Raw genomic sequence first — 19,593 nt, 5'->3', positions numbered from 1 at the left:
CTCAGTAGCCGAACGAGAGGGTCGGGGTGTCGAGCTCGTCGGTGCTCTCGTCCCGGCGGGGCAGGGGGATGCCCGCGAGGGCGGCGCGCCGCATGAGGTGGAACCACACCACGGCGAGGATCCCGTAGAGCACGGTGAACACGAGCAGCGAGGTGATGACCATCGCGGACGGGTGGTTGGAGACCCCCTGCATGGTCATCAGGCGGATCGTGGGGTCATCGGGGTTGGGGACCACGACCCACGGCTGCCGGCCGATCTCGGTGAACACCCAGCCGGCGATGTTGGCGAGGAACGGCATGGGGATCGCGAGCACCGCGAACCAGGCGAAGGCCGTCGATCCGGTGGTGCGGGCGGCCTCCCCGCGACCGCGGGTGATCCACAGCGCCCACAGGGCGAGCACCGCGCTGAACATGGCCAGGCCGATCATGAGGCGGAAGGACCAGTAGGTGACGAACAGGTTGGGACGGTAGTCGGCCTCGTGGACGGTGCCGTGCACGTCCGTGACGCTCTCGCCGAACTGCTCCTTGTACTGGGCGTTGAGGTCGTCCACGCCCTGCAGCTCCGCGTCGAAGGTGTGCGTGGCCAGGAAGGAGGTGAGGTTGGGGATCTCGATGAGGTGGGTGACGCTCGAGCAGTCCTGGGCGAAGGCGTCCGGGCCGCCGATGGTGAGCACCGAGAAGGGGGCGCCCTCCTGGGTCTCGCACAGCGCCTCGGCCGAGGCCATCTTCATCGGCTGCTGCTGGAACATGATCTGCGCCTGCGTGTCGCCGGTGATCGCGAGCAGCGCCCCGGAGATGAGCATCGCCACCACGCCCAGGCGCAGGGCGGGGCGGAAGACGGTGCGGGCCTGCCGCTCGTGGGCGGCACCGTCGGCCGTCTCCAGCCCCTCCTGCCGGGCACGGTTGTGGTGGCGCACCATGTGCCAGGCCGCGACCCCGGTGACGAAGGCGGCGGCGACCAGCCAGGCGCCGGCGATCACGTGCGGGAAGGCGGCCAGGGCGGTGACGTTGGTGAGCACCGCCCACAGCGAGCCCTGGGAGGGATCGAGCTCCGCGCGCCCCGTCTCGGGGTTGAGCATCGCGCCGACGGGATGCTGCATGAACGAGTTGGCGGCGATGATGAAGTAGGCCGACAGGGTCGTGCCGAGGGCCACCATCCAGATGCACGCCAGGTGCACGCGGGCCGGGATCCTGCCCCAGCCGAAGATCCACAGGCCCAGGAAGACGGACTCGAGGAAGAAGGCGGCCAGCCCCTCGAGGGCCAGCGGGGCCCCGAAGACGTCGCCGACGAACCGCGCGTACTCCGACCAGTTCATCCCGAACTGGAACTCCTGCACGATGCCGGTGGCGATGCCGATCCCGAAGTTCACGATCAGCAGGGAGCCGAAGAACTTCGTGAGCCGCGTCCACGCGTCCGCGCGCTCGACGTCCCGGGAGCGGTGCGCCGCGGTCTGCATGACGGCGACCAGCAGCGAGAGCCCGATCGTGAGCGGGACGAAGATGAAGTGGTAGACGGTGGTGATGCCGAACTGCCACCGTGCCAGGTCCAGGGCTTCCACGAGGCCTCCTCCAAGGTTCTGGGCGCTGGGACGACCGTACGACCGCGCACCGGGACGGGGAGGGGACGAAGGTCCCGGGGCGACCGGGACGCACAGGACCCGGCCCTCAGCGTAACGCCGCTCACACCGCCGCCGGGGCGGTCCGACCCCGCCCCCGGGGCCCGCCCCGGGGGCGCGGGCGGGCCGGCGCCGGGCGGGGGTCGAGGGGCGGCGGTGCGACGTGCCTGCGCCGGAGAACGGGTGCTGTGCGATACTGTCGACAGCGCTCCTCCGCCCCGTACCGGGCAGAGGAACCTCCCGGCGTTGTCCCGCCGAGCACCGGCTGCGCGTCCTACGCGACCGAGGTGGCTTCGAGCAGACAGCATCGCTGCGCTCCCTGATTCCGGGGAGCAGCGCGACGGCGAGGGCAGACGACTTCCGTCCCCAGGGACGATGACACGCGGACGCAGGGTGCGCTGGGTTTCGCAGAAGGAGCAGCCCCCATGGCTGAGGACACCCGCACGCCCGACGATTCGTCGTCGCCCACCGAGAACGACAGCACCGAGGCACCGCGCCGCCGGACCCGCCGCCGCGCCGGAGCGCCGGCCGGAGCGCCCGCAGCGACGGCCGCCCCCGCGGAGGACGCCCCCCGCACCCCGCTCACGAGCGTCCCCGAGCACGCCGCCGCCGTCGTCGAGACGCCCGCCGCACCGGCCCGCACCAAGCGCCGCCGCGCCGGCGCCCCCGCCGGTCCGCCTGTGCTGGAGGAGAAGCCGGCCCAGGCCCCCGCCGAGCAGGCCGCGCCGGCCGAGGACGCGCCGGCCGAGGACGCGCCCGCCGCGGACGTCCCGGCCGCTCCCGAGGCCTCCGCCCCTGCACCGGCCGAGGACGAGACCGCCGCCCCCGGGACCGACGAGGACGCCGCCGCGGACGAGGACGCCGCGGACGAGGACGCGCCGGCCGAGGACGCGCAGGACGGCGGCGCCCCGGCTCCCGCCGAGGAGCCCGCCCCCCGCGCCGACGGCGGCATCGCTGCGGACCTCGAGGCCCTGGCCACCGCCCGGGGCGCCGCCGGCTCGTCGCGCGGCGCGGACACCGACCGCCGCGCCCAGGCGCAGATCGACTTCGCCTCCCTGCTCTTCCAGGCGCCCACCCCGGTGGCGCCCCGCACCACCGTCGGCGCCCAGGACGCGCCGGTGGGCTCCACCGACATCGCCTTCGGCGCCCCGGAGGCCGGCGAGGACGCCCGCGAGGACGAGGACGACACCTCGGCCGACGGCGCCGCCTCCTCCCCGGCCGCGGACGAGGACGACGAGGGCTCGGCGAGCCGTCGCCGCCGCCGTCGCGGAGGCCGCGGCCGTCGCGGTCGCGGGCGCCAGGACGAGGAGGAGACCGAGGACTCCGAGGAGGAGGCCGCCCCCTCGCGCCGCTCCCGCCGCCGTCAGGAGAGCACCTCCTCGCGCGAGTCGGAGAAGGCCCCCGAGACCGCGGCCGACGAGGACGCCGCCGGTGCCTCCGAGGATTCCGAGGACCGCAAGGACGAGTCCGGGGAGGAGGCGCAGAGCGGCTCCAGCTCCCGCCGTCGCCGTCGTCGCCGCCGCTCGGGCAGCTCCTCCTCCACGGGGGACGCCGCCTCCTCGGACGACCCGCCCAACACCGTGGTCAAGGTGCGCGAGGCCCGCGACGAGGTCAAGTCCGTCAAGGGCTCCACGCGCCTGGAGGCCAAGAAGCAGCGTCGGCGCGAGGGCCGCGACAACGGCCGCCGCCGCACCGTGATCACCGAGGCCGAGTTCCTGGCGCGCCGCGAGTCCGTCAAGCGCTCGATGGTGGTGCGCGAGCGCTCCGGCCGGGTGCAGATCGCCGTGCTCGAGGACGACATCCTCGTCGAGCACTACGTCGCCCAGAAGTCGCAGACCTCGATGGTCGGCAACGTGGTCCTCGGCAAGGTGCAGAACGTGCTGCCGTCCATGGAGGCCGCCTTCGTCGACATCGGCAAGGGCCGCAACGCCGTGCTGTACGCCGGCGAGGTCAACTGGGACGCCGCGGGCCTGGAGGGCCAGCCGCGTCGCATCGAGCTCGCCCTCAAGAGCGGCGACCCCGTGCTGGTGCAGGTCACCAAGGACCCCATCGGCCACAAGGGTGCGCGCCTGACGAGCCAGATCTCTCTGCCCGGCCGCTATGTCGTGTTCGTCCCGGGCGGCTCGATGACGGGCATCTCCCGCAAGCTGCCCGACAACGAGCGCACGCGCCTGAAGAAGATCATGCGCCAGGTCATCCCCGAGGACGCGGGCGTCATCGTGCGCACCGCCGCCGAGGGCGCCAGCGAGGAGGAGCTCACCCGCGACGTCGAGCGCCTGCGCGCCCAGTGGGCGAAGATCCAGAAGGCCCAGAAGTCCAAGAGCGCCCCCGCCGCGCTGTCGACCGAGCCGGACCTGGCCATCAAGGTCGTGCGCGACGTGTTCAACGAGGACTTCACCTCGCTCATCGTCCAGGGGGAGCGCACCTACGAGGAGGTCCACGAGTACGTCTCCTCGGTGGCGCCGGACCTCCTGGAGCGCCTGACCAAGCACGTCGGCGACAAGGACGTGTTCGCCAAGCACCGCATCGACGAGCAGCTGCTCAAGGCCATGGACCGCAAGGTCTACCTGCCCTCGGGCGGGTCCCTGGTGATCGACCGCACCGAGGCCATGACCGTGGTCGACGTGAACACCGGCAAGTTCACCGGCTCGGGCGGCTCCCTCGAGGAGACCGTGACCCGCAACAACCTCGAGGCGGCCGAGGAGATCGTCCGCCAGCTGCGCCTGCGGGACATCGGCGGCATCATCGTCATCGACTTCATCGACATGGTGCTCGAGGCCAACCGCGACCTCGTGCTGCGCCGCATGGTCGAGTGCCTGGGCCGCGACCGCACCAAGCACCAGGTCGCCGAGGTCACCTCGCTGGGCCTGGTGCAGATGACCCGCAAGCGCGTCAGCCAGGGACTGGTGGAGACCTTCTCGACCACCTGCGAGGCCTGCAACGGCCGCGGCGTGACCATCGACATCGACGGCGGCCACGACCACGCGCCCGCCGCCGAGCGCAGCGAGGACGAGTCGTCCTCCTCCCGCTCGGGACGCAAGGGGCGCAAGTCCCGCGGCGGCTCCGCGAAGGATGCCGTGAGCGACCTGGTCGAGGAGCGCTCCGCCGATGTGCACCGCCTCGAGGAGGACGAGAGCTCCCGGGCCCTCGCCCGGGCGACCATCGCCTCGATCGCGGCGGCCACCACCGGTCACGCGCACCCGGAGGTCGTCGTCGACGGCCAGGTGATCAGCATCGGGGATGCGGGCCGGAGCGCCTCCGAGGAGGCCGACGCCCCGGCGACGGCGAAGCCCGCGGACGGATCGGCCGCGGACTCGGCAGACGCCGCGGCGGAGGCCCCCGCCGCGGACGCGCCGGCGCCCGACGCCGCCGAGGGCTCCGCGGAGGCCGAGCAGACGGAGAAGCCGGCGGAGGAGCCGGCGAAGAAGTCCTCGCGCGCCCCCCGCACGTCCCGCAGCCGTCGCCGCACCCGCAGCAGCGCGGCCTCGGCCGCCGAGGAGACGGCGGGGGAGGCGGCCCCGGCCGCCGAGCAGCCCGCTGCCGCCGAGCAGCCTGCTGCCGCCGAGCAGCCCGCCGCCTCGGCGCAGGAGTCGCCGGAGCCCGCCTCCGACGCCTCCCCGGCGCCCGATGCCGCTCCGGCCTCGGATGCGGCTCCGGCGCCGGATCCCGCCCCGGAGGAGTCGGCCCCTGCCGGCGCCTCGGAGGGGGATCCCGCGTCCTGAGGGGCGCGACCATCTCCACCGGCGGCCCGCGCGTGATGCGTTCCACAGCTCTGGAGCGCATCTGCGCTGGTCGCGGGGGGTTTGATGGTTGACCCGGGGGTTGCGGAGATCGTAAGCTGTCCCCTGGCGCACTTCGGCGCCGCAGTCGTGTTCGTCGCTCCGGCTACGCGCGACCGCCCCTCCCGCCCGGCCTGATCCCCATCGGGCAGGGCGCGGTCGACGGTCGCTGGTCCGCGGGCCTTCGACGGAACCAGACATATTCGCATTGAACGAGATGGAGCATTGACGTGGTGTACGCAATCGTCCGCGCAGGCGGTCGTCAGGAGAAGGTGTCGGTCGGCGACACCATCGTGATCAACCGTGTGGCCGGCGAGGCGGGCGACAGCGTTCAGTTCGCTCCCGTCCTCCTGGTCGACGGCGACAAGGTCACCTCCTCGCAGGAGGAGCTCGAGAAGGTCACCGTGACCGGCGAGATCGTGGAGGCCCTCCGCGGCCCCAAGGTCCGCATCCTCAAGTACAAGAACAAGACCGGCTACAAGAAGCGCCAGGGCCACCGTCAGGAACTGACCCGGCTCACCATCACGGGCATCGCCTGAGCGCGATCCCCACCCGGCGACAACGAGACGGAAGAAGGTACCGACATGGCACATAAGAAGGGCGCAAGCTCCTCGAAGAACGGCCGCGACTCCAACGCGCAGCGCCTCGGCGTGAAGCGCTTCGGCGGCCAGGAGGTCGGCGCGGGCGAGATCCTCATCCGCCAGCGCGGCACCCGCATCCACCCCGGTGACGGCGTGGGTCGCGGCAACGACGACACCCTGTTCGCCCTCACCGCGGGCGTCGTGGAGTTCGGTCGCAAGCGCGACCGCCGCGTCGTCAACGTGGTCGCCGGAGCCTGATCCGGCACGGCCCCGGGCGACCGGGGCGGCGAGCACACCCAGACAAGGGGCGGAGCCGACGGCTCCGCCCCTTGTCGTCGTCGCGGCGGGACCCCCGTCGCGCATAGCATCACACCATCCCGATCCCAGGAGGAGAGCCCATGGTCTCGTTCGTCGACCGCGTCGTGCTGAGCGTGAAGGCCGGCGACGGCGGACACGGCGCCGCCTCGATCCGGAGGGAGAAGTTCAAGCCCCTGGCCGGTCCCGACGGCGCCAACGGAGGGCGCGGCGGGGACGTGATCCTCGAGGTCGACGCCTCCACCACGACGCTGCTCAGCTACCACCACAAGCCGCACCAGAAGGCTCCCTCCGGGGACTTCGGCAAGGGCGATCTCCGTCACGGGGCGCGCGGCGAGGACCTCGTCCTGCCCGTGCCGGACGGCACGGTCGTCCATGCCGAGGACGGCACGGTGCTCGCGGACCTCGTGGGCATCGGCTCGCGCTTCGTGGCCGCCCGCGGCGGCCAGGGCGGACTGGGCAACGCGGCGCTCGCCTCGAGCAAGCGAAAGGCCCCCGGCTTCGCGCTGCTCGGCGAGCCCGGGCAGGAGCGTCGGCTGATCCTCGAGCTCAAGTCCGTCGCGGACGTGGCCCTGGTCGGCTACCCCAGCGCCGGCAAGAGCTCGCTCATCGCGGCGATGAGCGCGGCCCGCCCGAAGATCGCGGACTATCCGTTCACCACCTTGGTGCCGAACCTCGGCGTGGTCGAGGCGGGGGAGTTCCGCTACACCATCGCCGACGTCCCCGGCCTGATCCCGGGGGCGAGCGAGGGCAAGGGCCTGGGCCTGGACTTCCTGCGCCACATCGAGCGCTGCCATGTGATCGTGCACGTGCTGGACGCGGCGACCCTGGAGTCCGATCGCGACCCGCTCGGGGATCTGCGCACCATCGAGGCGGAGCTCGCGGCCTACGCCGACGGGCTGGACGCCGACGCCGGGGCCCGCGTCCCGCTGCTCGAGCGCCCGACGGTGATCGTGCTGAACAAGACGGACCTGCCCGACGGCTCGGACATGGCCGAGCTGGTGCGGGACTCCCTGGGCGAGCGCGGCGTGCCCGTGCTCGAGGTCAGCGCCGTCTCCCGCAAGGGCCTGCGCGAGCTCTCCTTCGAGCTGGGTCGTCTGGTGGAGCAGGCGCGTGCCGCCCTGCCCGAGCCGACCCTCGCCCCGATCGTGCTGACCCCCGAGGCGCAGGACTCCGCCGGCTTCCGGGTGGTCACCGAGCAGTACGACGGCGCGACCGCGTACCGCGTGATCGGCGACAAGCCCGAGCGCTGGGTGCGCCAGACCCAGTTCTCCAACGACGAGGCCGTCGGCTACCTCGCCGACCGCCTGGCCCGCCTGGGCGTGGAGGAGGAGCTCTACCGCGCCGGGGCCGTCGCCGGGGACACCGTCCTCATCGGGCCGGGCCAGGACGCCGTGGTCTTCGACTGGGAGCCGACCATGATGGGCGGCGCCGAGCTGCTGGGCCGTCGCGGCACGGACCGGCGCATGGAGGACCACCATCGGCCCACCCGCGAGCAGAAGCGCGAGGACCAGAAGGCCCGCACCGCGGCCCGGCTCGGGCGCATCGCCGCCATGGAGGAGGAGCGCCGTTCCGGCCACTGGACCGACCCTGCGGCCGCCGATCCGGCTGTGACCTCCGTCTCCGATCCGGCAGGGGAATTCCCACGTGGTGAGATCTCGGAGGACCAGAACGCGGAACAGCGCGAGGATGGCTGACCAGCCGTGACCCTGCGGCGCCACGGTGCCGGCTCCCCATCCGGCTCCGTCCAGCGACAGCGGAGAGGACGCCCCCTCAGTGACCGAATCCGACTTCACCACCCGTCTGCCTGCCCGACTGACCACCCGTGAGAGCATCACCAGCGCCCGGCGCATCGTCATCAAGATCGGTTCCTCGTCCCTGACCGAGCCCTCGGGCCGCCTGGACGTCGAGCGGGTCCACTCCCTGGCCGATGACGTCGTCACGCTCACCCGGCGCGGATGCGACGTCGTGCTGGTCAGCTCGGGAGCGATCGCTGCGGCGCTCGGCGTGCTGCGGCTGCCCGGCCGTCCCACCGACACCGCCGTGCAGCAGGCCGCCGCGAGCGTGGGCCAGGCGATCCTGGCGCGGGCCTGGTCGCGCGCCTTCGAGCGGCACGGCCGCATCACCGGCCAGGTCCTGCTCACGGAATCGGACGTGATCCGCTCGGAGACCTACCGCAACGTGCGCAGCTCCCTCGAGGCGCTGATGGATCTCGGGGTGATCCCCGTGGTCAACGAGAACGACGCGACCGCCACCCACGAGATCCGCTTCGGCGACAACGACCGCCTCGCCGCGCTCGTCTCCCAGCTGATCGGCGCGGACCTGCTCGTCCTGCTCACCGACGTCGACGCGCTGTACACCGCTCCGCCCAAGGAGCCGGGCGCCCAGCGCATCGACGTGGTCGCCGACGCCTCCTCGCTCGAGGGCGTCTCGGTCGGCTCGGTCGGCTCCCGGGTCGGCACCGGCGGGATGGTCACGAAGCTCGCCGCGGCCCAGCACGCCGCCACCACGGGGACGGCCACGATCCTGACCTCGGCCGCGAACGCGCGGTCCGTGCTCGACGGGGCGGACCAGGGCACCTTCTTCCCGGCCCATCGCGGCCGCCGTCGCTCCCGCCTGGTGTGGCTGCGCTTCGCCACCCGCGGGGCCGGCACCATCCAGGTCGACGAGGGCGCCGCCGCCGCGCTGCGCACCCGCCGCCGCTCCCTGCTCGCCGTCGGCATCGTCGGCGTCGACGGGACCTTCCCGGCCGGGGTGCCGGTGGATGTCGCCGGTCCGGACGGGGAGGTCATCGTGCGCGGACTGGTGGCCTTCTCGAGCGAGGAGATCACCCCGATGATGGGCCTGACCACGGGATCCGTGCGGCGCACCCTGGGGGAGCGGTACGCCCGCCCGGTGATCCACCGCGACGACCTCGTGCTGCTGTGAGGGGACATGCAGCGCGAGATGCCCACGACGCCGAGCGCCGCAGCTCCTACACTCGAGGGATGAGCATCCAGGAGCAGACCCCGGTGACCGATCCTCAGACCGATACCGCGACCGCCCCGGAACCCACCGCCCCGCAGGGGGTGCGCGAGGCGGTGCTCGCCGCGGCATCCGCCGCGCGGGACGCCCAGCCGGCCCTCGCCCGGCTGACCCGCGACCGCAAGGACGCCGTCCTGCTGGCGATGGCCGAGGCGCTCGTCGCCCGGGCCGACGAGATCGTCACCGCGAACGCCCGTGACATCGAGGCGGCCGATGCCGCCGGCATCGAGGCGGGGCTGCGCGACCGGCTGCTGCTGACGCCCGAGCGCGTGGGGAGCATCGCCCAGCAGCTGCGGGACGCGGCGGCCCTGCCCGACCCGGTCGGCGAGGTGGTCCGCGGCTCGATCCTGCGCAACGGCCTCGAGCTGCGGCAGATGCGCGTCCCGCTCGGCGTGATCGGCATGGTCTACGAGGCCCGCCCGAACGTCACGGTCGATGCCGCCGGTCTCGCCCTGAAGTCCGGCAACGCCGTGGTGCTGCGGGGCGGCTCGGCCGCCCTGCACTCGAACACGGCCCTCATCGCCGTGCTGCGCTCCGTGCTGGCCGAGCAGGGCCTGCCCGAGGACCTCGTGATCGGCATCGACGAGCACGGCCGGGACGGCGTGGGCGTGCTCATGACCGCCCGCGGTCTGGTCGACGTGCTGATCCCGCGCGGCGGCGCCGGGCTGATCGCCCGGGTCGTCGAGAACTCGACCGTGCCCGTGATCGAGACGGGGACCGGCAACACGCACATCCTCGTCGACGCGAGCGCCGACCTCGAGGCCGCCGCGGACATCGTGGTCAACGCCAAGACCCATCGCATCGGCGTGTGCAACGCGCTGGAGACCCTGCTGGTGCATCGCGGCGTCGCCGAGCGCGCGCTCCCGCTGCTGGCCGAGCGCCTCGCCGCGAAGGACGTCACCCTCCACGCCGACGACACCGCCCAGGAGATCCTCGCCGCGGCGGGCACGGCCGCGCGCGTGGTCCCGGCGACCTCGCAGGACTGGGAGACGGAGTACCTCTCCCTCGACCTCGCCGTGAAGGTCGTCGAGGATCTCGACGAGGCGCTGGCGCACATCCGCGCCCACTCCACCGGGCACACCGAGTCGATCCTCACCCGCGACCTGGAGAGCCAGCGCCGCTTCCTCGCCGAGGTCGACTCGGCGGTGGTGATGGCCAACGCCTCCACCCGGTTCAGCGACGGCGGCGAGTTCGGCTTCGGCGCGGAGATCGGCATCTCGACCCAGAAGCTCCATGCCCGCGGCCCGATGGGCCTTCCCGAGATGACCACCACCAAGTGGATCGTGGTCGGACAGGGGCACGTGCGCCCCTGAGCGGGACGGGCGCGCAGGCCGTGCGGCACTGAGACGCCCCGCACGGCCTGCGCGTGGCAGGCATCGCCTGCGCTGCGGCTATGGGATGATGGTGTGGTCCATCGTCGAAAGGCCCCACCCCATGATCGATCAGCTCCTGATCCTCGCCGAGAACGGCTCGCACTCCACGGAGGGCATTCCGCCGTACCTGGTCGGGGGCGGTTTCTTCATCGTCCTCATGTGCCTGCTCGGAATCACGTTCCTCTTCAGCGGGCTGAACCAGCCGCGCCGCCGGGAGGACGCCGCGGAGCACGGCGCCGAGCACCACGGGGCCTCGTCGACCGAGCGCCGCACCCGCTGAACCCGATGGAGGCTCGGCGGCGACGCATCGGCGTGATGGGCGGGACCTTCGATCCCATCCACCACGGCCATCTCGTCGCAGCCAGCGAGGTGCAGAGCGTCTTCGGGCTGGACGAGGTCATCTTCGTCCCGACCGGCCGGCCCTGGCAGAAGTCGGACCGCCGCATCTCCGATCCCGAGCACCGCTACCTCATGACCGTCGTCGCCACGGCCGCGAACCCCGTGTTCACGGTCTCCCGCGTGGACGTGGACCGTCCCGGGGCGACCTACACGATCGACACCCTGCGCGACCTGTCCCAGCTCCACCCCGACGCGGACCTGTTCTTCATCACCGGGGCCGATGCCCTCCAGTCCATCCTCACCTGGAAGGACACCCAGGAGATCTTCGAGCTGGCGCACTTCGTCGGGGTCACGCGCCCCGAGCACGAGCTGGAGACCGACGGCCTGCCCGCGGATCGGGTCACCCTGATCGAGGTCCCCGCCATGGCGATCAGCTCGACGGACCTGCGCTCCCGCGTCGCCGGCGGCGCGCCGGTGTGGTACCTGGTTCCCGACGGCGTGGTCCAATACATCAACAAGTACGCCCTCTACACAGGAGGTGACGGCGTTGACCGAGAGCACTGATGCGCCCACGTCGCGCCCGCACGGTCGGCGAGCTCGCCGGCTGTCTCCCGAGGAGGCGGCGGAGCTCGCGGCGCGCGCGGCGCAGGAGTCGGTGGACCAGACCGGCCCCATCCCGCCGCTGCGCGGCGCCGTGCCGAGCCCTCCGGCCGATGCTCCCGCGCCCAAGCTGCGCAAGTTCGGACGCCGCGCCCGCGTCGTGGAGATCACCGATGCCCCCGACGAGGTCGAGGTCACGGGGGAGAGCCAGGCCGTCGAGGACGCTCCTGCCGCCCCGGCGGAGGACACCGTCGCGCTCGCGCCCGTCCCCGACGGGTCGGAGCCGGCTCCCGATGCCGACGGCGACACCGCCGAGCGCCCCGCCCCCGGGGCCGCCCCGGGCGTCGGCGAGGCCCCGACGAGCCTCTGGGTCGAGCCGCCCACCGATGTGCTGACGGCGGTCCCCGACGAGGACGCGCCCGGTCCGCGGGCCACCGAGCGACCGGTCGTCGCCGGCGCCGTGCTGACCACGACGCAGGCCCCCGCCGCGGCGGGCGCCGGCATGGCGGGCTCCGGGGCGGGAGCCGGCACGGCGACCGCGCCGGCGGCTGCGGCGGCCCCGGCCGCCGCCTCCCGCGGCACCGCCACCGCGACCGTGACGCGGATGCCCGCGCGCGACGCCGACGGCGTGGAGCTCGGGGAGATGACCGTCAGCGAGGCCCCGGACCCGCGTCCCGCCCCGCGCTTCGACGGGCGGGTGCTGCACCGTCCCGAGCGCAAGGGATCCAGCCGCGTGCTGTGGATCGTCTGGGCCCTGATCGCCCTTGCCGTCCTCACCCTGGTGATCCTCCTGGTCACCGGCGTGATCGGCGGTGACACCGGCGCCCTGGCCGGTGTCGAGGACACGGTGGCGGCACTCCTTGCCGGCTCCGGAACCGACTACGCACCCTGGAGGGGTACGCCCGCGTGAGCGCTTACGAGGAATCGATCGACCTGGCCCGCGTCGCCGCACAGGCCGCCGCCGACAAGCTCGCCGAGGAGGTGATCGGTCTCGACGTCTCCGAGCAGCTCGCGATCACCGACATCTTCCTGGTGGCCTCGGGCACCTCCGAGCGCCAGGTGTCCGGCATCGTGGACGGCATCGAGGAGGAGCTGCTCAAGCAGCGTCGCCGCAAGCCGCTGCGCCGCGAGGGCGAGCGCGACGCCCGCTGGGTCCTGCTGGACTACGGGGACATCGTCGTGCACGTCCAGCACGCCGAGGACCGCGCCTTCTACGCGCTCGAGCGGCTGTGGCGCGACGCCCCCGTCGTGGACCTCCAGATCGACTCCCGGGAGCCGGGCTCCGAGGGCACCGGCGAGGCCTCCGCGTGACCCGTCCCTCCGCGGCGGCCGAGGCGACCCGGCTCATCCTGGCCCGCCACGGGCAGACGGACCACAACAAGGCCCTGAAGCTCCAGGGCCAGGTCGACATCCCCCTGAACGCCCTGGGGCGCAGCCAAGCGCAGGCGCTCGGGCGCGCCCTCGAGCCCGTCGCCCCGGACGTCATCATCGCCTCGCCGCTGAGCCGGGCCCTCGCCACGGCCCAGGCGGTGGCGGACCGCACCGGCCGCACCGTCCGCACCGACGCGGCGTTCCTCGAGCGCAGCTTCGGGCAGTGGGAGGGGCTCACCCGGGAGGAGATCCAGGCCGAGTGGCCCGAGCTCTACGTCGAGTGGATCTCCCAGCGCCCCGTGCTGGGCGCCGATGTGGAGGCGCGCACGGCCGTCGCGCAGCGCGTCGCCGACGCCTGCCGCCGCCTCGCGGTCGAGCACGCCGGCTCCACGGTGCTCGTGGTCGCCCACGGCGCCGCCATCACCCTGGGGATCACCGGACTGCTGGGTCTGGACCCCGAAGGGTTCCGCGGCATCGGCGGGCTCGAGAACTGCCACCGCAGCACCCTCGAGGTCCGTGTCCAGGCGGGGGAGGCCGGGGCGATGAGGTTGCTGTCACACAACCTGCCTCCCGATTTCACCTGAGGCCAGGGGCGTTGTAATCTAGATGAGTCGCCACGGCGAGGGGCTCGGAAGAGTCGCGAAGCCGAGGAGACACCCACTACGGGGCTATGGCGCAGTTGGTAGCGCGCTTCCATGGCATGGAAGAGGTCAGGGGTTCGAATCCCCTTAGCTCCACTCGAGAAACCGTGAGACAGTGACTCGTCAGAAGGGCCCCGCCGGACGGCGGGGCCCTTCTGCTGTCCCGGGCCGCGCGCGGACCAGGAACAGCGGCGCGGCGAGCGCGATCACGATCCCTCCGACCACGAGCGCGGCACCGGTGGACGCGCCGGCGGCGATGAGCCCCAGCACCACGGTGCCGATCGAGCCCGCCGGCTGCATCGCCATCGAGGCCAGGGACAGCACGGTCGCGCGGTGGGCGGAGTCGACCTCCTGGTGCAGGAGGGCCTCGTAGGCCACACCGGCCGCCATGTGCACGGCGTAGGTGGCGAGGAAGCCTGCGAGGAGCCCGACCGGGCCCCACGCCAGTCCCATCGCGATCACGAAGGCGCCCTGGGCCAGGCGCAGGGCCACGGAGATCCGCACCAGACCCCATCGGCGCACCGCGGCCGGGACGGCGGCGGCGCCGAGGGCCGCGACGCCCCACGCCGCGGCGACCACCGGGCCGAGGATCGCGGCGGCGAGGTCGCGGTCCCCGAGCAGCTCCGCCAGGCGCACGGGCATGTAGGTCTCGAAGGCGACCATCCCGAAGCCCCAGAAGATCTCCACCGCGATCAGGGCGCGCAGCACCCGGGAGCCGGCGAGCAGCCGGACGCCGTCGCGCACCGCCTGCGCGGCGTGCACGGCGCCGGCCGCCCTCCGGCGCGGCTCGTGCATGAGCAGGGCGGTCGCCACGATCTGCGCGATCACCAGGCCCGATGCGGCCAGGAAGGGGAACACCAGCGCGGTCCCGGGGCCTCCCGGGGACCAGGCGACGAGGCCGGCGGACAGCAGCGAGCCTCCCGCGATCGACACCCCGACCGCTCCGCTGGCCCCGCCGAGCCCCCGCGTCACGGCGTCGGCGCGCCGCTCCGGGGGGAGGGTCGAATGGATCTCGTCCACGAACCAGGCGTTCAGGGCGCCGCTGTCCAGGGCGCGGAACACGCCGGAGAGGGCGGCGGCGAGCGCGAGCAGGAGGGGCGTGGCGGCCACGGCGAACACCCCGTACGAGGCGAGCGCGAGGACCGCCGAGGCCACGAAGAGCGGCCGTCGCCCCCAGGTGTCGGCCAGGGCGCCCATCGGCAGCTCGAGGCAGAGCACGACGATGCCCTGGACGGCGAGGGCCGCGCCCATCTCGGCCACGCTCATGCCCCGCTGCAGGGGGAGGAGGGCCATCACCGGGATCACCAGGCCGGTGGGCAGCCAGCGCAGGGCGGTCAGCAGCCGGAAGCGGGCGGCGAGCGTCATGTCCGCGGGAGGGAGAGCACGTGCATCGTCACCGCCTGCGATCCGTCCCGGTCCCGATAGCGCTCGATGAGCGCGGAGATCTCGTCCTGGAGCTCGCGGAGGTCCTCCGGGTCCAGGGAGAGCAGGTAGTCGCTGTGGCCGAGCCCCGGGGCCCCGGGGTCCTCGTGCCAGGCCTCGAGCCCGTCGCGCAGCAGCTGGAGCTGGCGCTCGCGCACCCGGTCCAGGGCCGCGCGGCCTCCGGGGAGCGCGGACAGGGAGTCGGGCAGGACGGTCATGTCGTGCACGGCGCGCCAGCGCCGCTCGCGACCCGTCCGCCGTTCGAGCTCGTCGGCGACGAACCCGTACCGCGCGAGCTGACGCAGATGGTACGAGGTCGAGCCGCTGGACTCGCCGACGGCGCGGGCGAGCTCGGAGGCGGTGGCGGGACCGTCCGAGCGCAGCAGGCCGAGCAGGCGCAGGCGCAGGGGATGGCTGATGGCCTTGAGGGTGTCGACGTCCTCGACGACGAAGCGGGTCGTGGGCATGGCGCGACCCTACAGTGCAAAGAAGTGTTTGCAAAGGGATCTTTGCATTCTCGCGCACCTCGTCACCGCGCTCCGGACGCACTAGGCTGTCGGCCACATCCGGCCCCGCTCTCGTGCCCGGTCGCCACCGACGCCAGGAGGTGCCCCATGGACGAGACCGGCCCGCGGACTCGCCGCATCCTCGACGCCGACCACCTGGTCGTCGGCGCCGGCGCCGCCGGCATGGCGTTCACCGATGCGCTGGTCGACCACGGCCGCGCGAGGGTGGTGCTGGCGGATCGGCGGACGGCGCCGGGCGGCCACTGGCTCGACGCCTACCCCTATGTGCGCCTGCACCAGGCGTCCCGGTTCTACGGCGTGGCGTCGACGCCGCTGGGCGCAGGGCGTCTCCAGACCAGCGGACCCGAGGCGGGGCTCCACGAACGGGCCGACCGCGAGGAGATCTGCGCCTACTACGCGCAGGTGCTGCACGATCGCCTGCTGCCGACGGGGCGGGTCGAGTTCCTCGGCGGCGCGGACTACGACGCCGACCGCCGCACCCTCCGCCACGGCGGGATCGAGTACGCCGTCCCCGAGCGCTGCCGGATCGTGGATGCCCGGTACCTCTCGCCGCAGATCCCCGCGAGCACGCCGCCGCCGTTCGGGGTCGCCGCGGACGCCCGCGTCCTGCCCGCCCATGCACTGCCCCGCATCGAGGACGCTCCGAGCCAGTACGTCGTCGTGGGATCGGGGAAGACGGCCAGCGACACCGTGGTGTGGCTGCTGGGCCGCGGGGTCCGCCCGGAGGCGATCTGCTGGGTGCGGCCGCGGGAGCCCTGGATGCTCGACCGCGCCGTCGTCCAGCCCGATCCGGCCGTGTTCCTGGGCATGGCGGCCGACATCCTCGAGGCCGCCCAGCACGCGGCCGGCGTCGACGACCTGTTCCTGCGTCTCGAGGACGCCGGCGTCATGCTCCGCATCGACCGCTCCCGGACCCCGACGATGGCGCGGGCGCCGACCCTGGGCCGATGGGAGCTGGACCTGTTGCGCAGCGTGGAGGACGTGGTGCGCCGCGGGCACCTGCGCCGCGTCGAGCGAGGGCGTCTGCTGCTGGACGGGGGCGAGGTGCGGATCCGCGCGGATGCGCTGGTCGTGCACTGCGCGGCGCGCGGCCTGCGGCGCGAGCCCGGTGTGCCGATCTGGGGCCGCGAGGCGATCCGGATCCAGCCGGTCCGGGCCGGCTTCCCCTGCTTCGGTGCGGCGCTCATCGGCTATGTCGAGGCGACCCGCGACGACGACGAGCTCAAGAACCGGATCTGCCTGCCCACCCCGTACCCGAGCACGCCGGCGGACTGGGTCGGCATGACGGCGCAGGGGACCCGCTCCGCAGCGACCTTCGGCGCCCATCCGGACATCGCCGCCTGGGCGCGGACCGTGGCGCTGAACCCGGCCCGGGTGCCGGCCGGCGCCCGGTCCCCGGCGCTCGAGGACGTGCTGGCCCGGGTAGCGGCGCAGACGGCGCCGGGCGCGGCGGCGCTGGCCCGGCTCGCGCGCGAGGCCGCGGCGTGAGCCCGCGGCGCCGTGGGGCGAGGGTGCCTCAGGCGCCGGTGACGAGGCCGACGGCCACCAGGACTGCGAGGACCATGTCGAGCACCGCGCAGAACAGCGCATAGGGGCGGGTGACCACGGCATCGGCCCGATGGTGTCCGATGTCCCAGGCGCCATGGCCCAGCAGCCCGAGGACGGTGAGCACCCCAGCCGCGGGCCCGGCCCCCTCGACCGCGACGGCGAGGACGGCGAGCGCCCCGAACCCCGCCGCGCCGTACAGCTGGAGCCGCGCCGGCCCGGTCGTCCAGGCGCCCCGCACGACGCCCACGACGACGAGGACCAGCTGGATGGCCAGCAGGGCGAGGATTGGCACCCAGGGGGAGTCCAGGACGAAGCCGGGCGTCAGCACGACGAAGGAGGCGGCGAAGCCCAGCCATGCGGCGCCGCGACGACCGACCGCCGCCGCACAGAGATAGATCGCCGAGCACACCATGATCAGCGGGGCGAGGTCGGACTGGAATCCCGTCGCGACGGCGACGACCACCCCGGCGAGGACGGCGAGGCCGGAGCGGAGCCCGAGGGCGGGCCGGGACGCGGTCGGCGCGGGTGCCGTCACGGGACATCGCCTCTTCTCGTACAGTGGTGTTCGAGTTAGAGGTCACCGTAGCCCGCCCCCGGCGGCACGACAAGAGGAGCGGACCATGCCGTCGCCGTCGCCGTCGCCGTCGTCGTCCCCGCCGCCGTCCCCGGCCGGGTCCCGTCCGCTCCGCGCCGACGCCCGGCGCAGCATCGCGGCGATCCTCGACGCCGGGATCCACGTGTTGGCCGTGCGGCCGGATGCCAGCATGGCGGACATCGCCGCGGCCGCCGGCGTGGGCCGCGTGACCGTGTACGCCCACTTCTCCTCCCGCGCGGACCTGCTGCGTGCCGTGGTCGCCCGGGCGATCACCGAGGGGGACGTCGTGCTCGCGCAGGTCGACCTCTCCGGCGACCCGCGCGCGGCCCTCGAGCGCCTGATCCTCGCGAGCTGGGAGCAGATCGCCCGGATCGGCGCCGTCGCGGCCGCGGCGGCGGGCGTGCTGGAGGCCGAGGAGGTCCGCCGGCTGCATGCCGCCCCGGCGGCCCGGGTGGAGGCCCTCCTCGCGCGCGGCCGGGAGCTGGGCGTGTTCCGCGAGGACCTCCCCGCCGCCTGGCTGGTGAGCGTGCTGCACCAGCTCATGCAGGGCGCCGCGGTGGAGGTCGCCGCGGGGCGGCTCGAGGCGGCGCAGGCCGCGCCCGCGATCTCCGCGAGCGTGCTGGCCGTGTGGACCTGCGCCCGCTGAGAGCGCAGGCGGCGCGCAGCGCCGGTCCGGCCGTGTTCATCGCCGTTCGCATCGGATTGTGCGGGGCGGGGCCGTACGGGAGGATACGCCCATGACTGCTTCCCGCTCCGCCGCCCTGCGGCGGTCCCTTCCCCTCGCCTCCGCCCTGCTCCTGAGCGCCGCCCTGCTGGCCGGCTGCGGCGGCGCCGAGGATCCCGCGCAGACGCCCTCGAGCGCGTCCGCCCCCGCCGCCTCCGAGCCGGCCGCCTCCGAGCCGGCCGCCTCCGACGCCGGCGGGGCCTCCGACGCCGGCGGGGCCTCCGACGCCGGCGGGGCCTCGGACGACGGCGGCGCCGAGACGGCCGAGTTCGCCTACGAGGGCGAGCAGGGCCGCACCGCCCTCGAGCTGCTGCTCGAGAAGGACCCGAGCGCCCAGGTCCAGGGCGAGGGCGAGAACGCCTTCGTCACCGGCATCGACGGGCGCGTCGCCGACGAGGGCGCGAAGGAGTTCTGGGCCCTGTACGTCGACGGCGAGCTCGCCCCGGTGGGCGCCGGCTCCCTGATCACCGAGGACGGTCAGCAGATCGTCTGGAAGCTGGAGACCTTCTCATGATCGAGGACCGCAGCACGGACCTGGGACTCGAGGACCTCGCCCGCCGCTGGTGGCGCCCCGCCGTCGTCGCGGTGCTCGTGGTCGCCGCCGTCGTGTGGCGGCTCGTGAAGACCGACCTCGGCGCCCCGCCCAACCTCGAGCTGTCCACCATGGCCGCCTTCGCCGCCGCCGCGCTGCTGCGCCACCGCATCGCGGTGCTCGTGCCCGTGGCCATCGTGCTGATCAGCGACCTGGGGCTGACCACCTCGTGGATCCTGCTGTTCACCTGGTCGGCCTGGCTGCTGATCGGCCTGGGCGCGCTGCGCACCCGCAGCACCTCCCACCGCCTGGTCGCGGCGGTCGCCTTCGGCGCCGGCAGCTCGCTGGCCTTCTACCTGTGGACCAACTTCGGGGTGTGGCTGCTGGGCCGCGGCACCTATTACCCGGCAGGCCTCGACGGGCTGCTGGCCAGCTACGTCGCCGGGATCCCGTTCCTGCGCACGATGCTGCTGGGCAACCTCGTGCTGGTCCCGGCCGCCGCCGGGATCGTGGCCCTCGTGGAGCGCTTCGAGCGCAGCCACGCCCTCGGCCTCGGCCCGGACCCGGCGCGGAGCGCGCATCGGGCCTGAGCCCCTCCCTCAGCACC

At 73.8% G+C, this 19,593-nt stretch carries 19 protein-coding genes and 1 tRNA gene; 16 read left to right on the top strand and 4 right to left on the bottom strand.

The genetic code is table 11. The features are described 5' to 3' along the window. Nucleotide 1: 1 nt before the first annotated feature. A complete protein-coding gene (locus ABD234_RS02375; RefSeq protein ID WP_038370028.1) occupies nt 2-1,558 on the bottom strand; it encodes a cytochrome ubiquinol oxidase subunit I in 1,557 nt (518 codons plus the stop codon). Nucleotides 1,559-2,040: 482 nt separating this feature from the next. Here ABD234_RS02375 and ABD234_RS02370 point away from each other — a divergent pair, with 482 nt between their 5' ends. The 12 genes from ABD234_RS02370 (at nt 2,041) to ABD234_RS02315 (ending at nt 13,734) form a co-directional block, all read left to right on the top strand. Next, nucleotides 2,041-5,337, top strand: a complete 3,297-nt coding sequence (locus tag ABD234_RS02370; protein ID WP_084148153.1) for an Rne/Rng family ribonuclease — start codon at nt 2,041-2,043, stop codon at nt 5,335-5,337. Nucleotides 5,338-5,624: 287 nt separating this feature from the next. Beyond that, nucleotides 5,625-5,933, top strand: a complete 309-nt coding sequence (gene rplU / locus ABD234_RS02365) for a 50S ribosomal protein L21 (protein WP_038370029.1) — start codon at nt 5,625-5,627, stop codon at nt 5,931-5,933. A 45-nt stretch (nt 5,934-5,978) separates the two neighbouring features. Then, nucleotides 5,979-6,233: a 50S ribosomal protein L27 gene (gene rpmA, locus ABD234_RS02360; RefSeq protein WP_038370030.1), complete on the top strand. Its 255-nt coding sequence runs from the start codon at nt 5,979-5,981 to the stop codon at nt 6,231-6,233. A 140-nt stretch (nt 6,234-6,373) separates the two neighbouring features. Next, nucleotides 6,374-7,987, top strand: coding sequence for a GTPase ObgE (gene obgE, locus ABD234_RS02355; RefSeq protein WP_084148154.1), 1,614 nt, complete (start codon nt 6,374-6,376; stop codon nt 7,985-7,987). A 79-nt stretch (nt 7,988-8,066) separates the two neighbouring features. Further along, nucleotides 8,067-9,218 carry a glutamate 5-kinase gene (gene proB / locus ABD234_RS02350; RefSeq protein WP_198025316.1) on the top strand — a complete coding sequence of 384 codons (1,152 nt, stop codon included), beginning with the start codon at nt 8,067-8,069 and terminating at the stop codon, nt 9,216-9,218. Nucleotides 9,219-9,277: 59 nt separating this feature from the next. Further along, nucleotides 9,278-10,627, top strand: coding sequence for a glutamate-5-semialdehyde dehydrogenase (locus ABD234_RS02345; protein ID WP_344353740.1), 1,350 nt, complete (start codon nt 9,278-9,280; stop codon nt 10,625-10,627). 121 nt (nt 10,628-10,748) lie between these two features. After that, a complete protein-coding gene (locus ABD234_RS02340) occupies nt 10,749-10,967 on the top strand; it encodes a hypothetical protein (RefSeq protein WP_051486354.1) in 219 nt (72 codons plus the stop codon). A 5-nt stretch (nt 10,968-10,972) separates the two neighbouring features. Next, nucleotides 10,973-11,590, top strand: a complete 618-nt coding sequence (nadD, locus tag ABD234_RS02335) for a nicotinate-nucleotide adenylyltransferase (protein WP_084148156.1) — start codon at nt 10,973-10,975, stop codon at nt 11,588-11,590. Next, complete coding sequence (locus tag ABD234_RS02330) at nt 11,574-12,536, top strand: hypothetical protein (protein WP_198025317.1); 963 nt, start codon at nt 11,574-11,576, stop codon at nt 12,534-12,536. The genes nadD and ABD234_RS02330 overlap by 17 nt, the downstream gene beginning before the upstream one ends. Beyond that, nucleotides 12,533-12,937, top strand: coding sequence for a ribosome silencing factor (rsfS, locus tag ABD234_RS02325; protein WP_038370032.1), 405 nt, complete (start codon nt 12,533-12,535; stop codon nt 12,935-12,937). The genes ABD234_RS02330 and rsfS overlap by 4 nt, the downstream gene beginning before the upstream one ends. Then, nucleotides 12,934-13,581: a histidine phosphatase family protein gene (locus ABD234_RS02320; protein ID WP_051486355.1), complete on the top strand. Its 648-nt coding sequence runs from the start codon at nt 12,934-12,936 to the stop codon at nt 13,579-13,581. The genes rsfS and ABD234_RS02320 overlap by 4 nt, the downstream gene beginning before the upstream one ends. A gap of 80 nt (nt 13,582-13,661) precedes the next feature. Continuing rightward, nucleotides 13,662-13,734, top strand: a tRNA-Ala gene (locus tag ABD234_RS02315). A 27-nt stretch (nt 13,735-13,761) separates the two neighbouring features. Here ABD234_RS02315 and ABD234_RS02310 read toward each other — a convergent pair. Then, complete coding sequence (locus ABD234_RS02310) at nt 13,762-15,003, bottom strand: MFS transporter (RefSeq protein ID WP_038370033.1); 1,242 nt, start codon at nt 15,001-15,003, stop codon at nt 13,762-13,764. After that, the gene (locus tag ABD234_RS02305) at nt 15,000-15,527 is read right to left on the bottom strand and encodes a winged helix-turn-helix domain-containing protein (RefSeq protein WP_038370034.1); all 528 of its coding nucleotides are present in this window, start codon (nt 15,525-15,527) and stop codon (nt 15,000-15,002) included. The genes ABD234_RS02310 and ABD234_RS02305 overlap by 4 nt, the downstream gene beginning before the upstream one ends. Before the next feature lie 147 nt (nt 15,528-15,674). Between ABD234_RS02305 and ABD234_RS02300 the strand changes: the two genes are divergently transcribed. Beyond that, the gene (locus tag ABD234_RS02300) at nt 15,675-17,075 is read left to right on the top strand and encodes an NAD(P)-binding protein (RefSeq protein WP_038370036.1); all 1,401 of its coding nucleotides are present in this window, start codon (nt 15,675-15,677) and stop codon (nt 17,073-17,075) included. A 28-nt stretch (nt 17,076-17,103) separates the two neighbouring features. Here the strand turns inward: ABD234_RS02300 and ABD234_RS02295 are convergent, their stop codons facing one another. Then, on the bottom strand, nt 17,104-17,670 hold the full coding sequence (locus ABD234_RS02295; protein WP_051486356.1) for a hypothetical protein: 567 nt from the start codon (nt 17,668-17,670) through the stop codon (nt 17,104-17,106). 85 nt (nt 17,671-17,755) lie between these two features. Here ABD234_RS02295 and ABD234_RS02290 point away from each other — a divergent pair, with 85 nt between their 5' ends. From ABD234_RS02290 to ABD234_RS02280, 3 genes are all read left to right on the top strand, one after another. Continuing rightward, a complete protein-coding gene (locus tag ABD234_RS02290) occupies nt 17,756-18,376 on the top strand; it encodes a TetR/AcrR family transcriptional regulator (protein WP_051486357.1) in 621 nt (206 codons plus the stop codon). Nucleotides 18,377-18,467: 91 nt separating this feature from the next. After that, complete coding sequence (locus ABD234_RS02285) at nt 18,468-18,968, top strand: DUF4430 domain-containing protein (protein ID WP_051486358.1); 501 nt, start codon at nt 18,468-18,470, stop codon at nt 18,966-18,968. After that, a complete protein-coding gene (locus ABD234_RS02280; protein ID WP_038370037.1) occupies nt 18,965-19,576 on the top strand; it encodes a DUF6580 family putative transport protein in 612 nt (203 codons plus the stop codon). The genes ABD234_RS02285 and ABD234_RS02280 overlap by 4 nt, the downstream gene beginning before the upstream one ends. Nucleotides 19,577-19,593 lie beyond the last annotated feature (17 nt).

Origin of the sequence: Brachybacterium phenoliresistens, assembly GCF_039530785.1 — a bacterium.
Lineage (GTDB): Bacteria > Actinomycetota > Actinomycetes > Actinomycetales > Dermabacteraceae > Brachybacterium > Brachybacterium phenoliresistens.
The sequence above is the reverse complement of the archived record's forward strand: the minus strand, read 5'-3'. Positions and strand labels throughout refer to the sequence as shown.

Bases quoted from the DNA above. Each gene is read 5' to 3' on its own strand.
- ABD234_RS02285 (WP_051486358.1), top strand. From the start codon at position 18,468: ATGACTGCTTCCCGCTCCGCCGCCCTGCGGCGGTCCCTTCCCCTCGCC.
- ABD234_RS02300 (WP_038370036.1), top strand. From the start codon at position 15,675: ATGGACGAGACCGGCCCGCGGACTCGCCGCATCCTCGACGCCGACCAC.
- ABD234_RS02345 (WP_344353740.1), top strand. From the start codon at position 9,278: ATGAGCATCCAGGAGCAGACCCCGGTGACCGATCCTCAGACCGATACC.
- obgE (WP_084148154.1), top strand. From the start codon at position 6,374: ATGGTCTCGTTCGTCGACCGCGTCGTGCTGAGCGTGAAGGCCGGCGAC.
- ABD234_RS02370 (WP_084148153.1), top strand. From the start codon at position 2,041: ATGGCTGAGGACACCCGCACGCCCGACGATTCGTCGTCGCCCACCGAG.
- nadD (WP_084148156.1), top strand. From the start codon at position 10,973: ATGGAGGCTCGGCGGCGACGCATCGGCGTGATGGGCGGGACCTTCGAT.
- rpmA (WP_038370030.1), top strand. From the start codon at position 5,979: ATGGCACATAAGAAGGGCGCAAGCTCCTCGAAGAACGGCCGCGACTCC.
- ABD234_RS02280 (WP_038370037.1), top strand. From the start codon at position 18,965: ATGATCGAGGACCGCAGCACGGACCTGGGACTCGAGGACCTCGCCCGC.
- ABD234_RS02305 (WP_038370034.1), bottom strand. From the start codon at position 15,527: ATGCCCACGACCCGCTTCGTCGTCGAGGACGTCGACACCCTCAAGGCC.
- ABD234_RS02340 (WP_051486354.1), top strand. From the start codon at position 10,749: ATGATCGATCAGCTCCTGATCCTCGCCGAGAACGGCTCGCACTCCACG.
- ABD234_RS02290 (WP_051486357.1), top strand. From the start codon at position 17,756: ATGCCGTCGCCGTCGCCGTCGCCGTCGTCGTCCCCGCCGCCGTCCCCG.
- ABD234_RS02310 (WP_038370033.1), bottom strand. From the start codon at position 15,003: ATGACGCTCGCCGCCCGCTTCCGGCTGCTGACCGCCCTGCGCTGGCTG.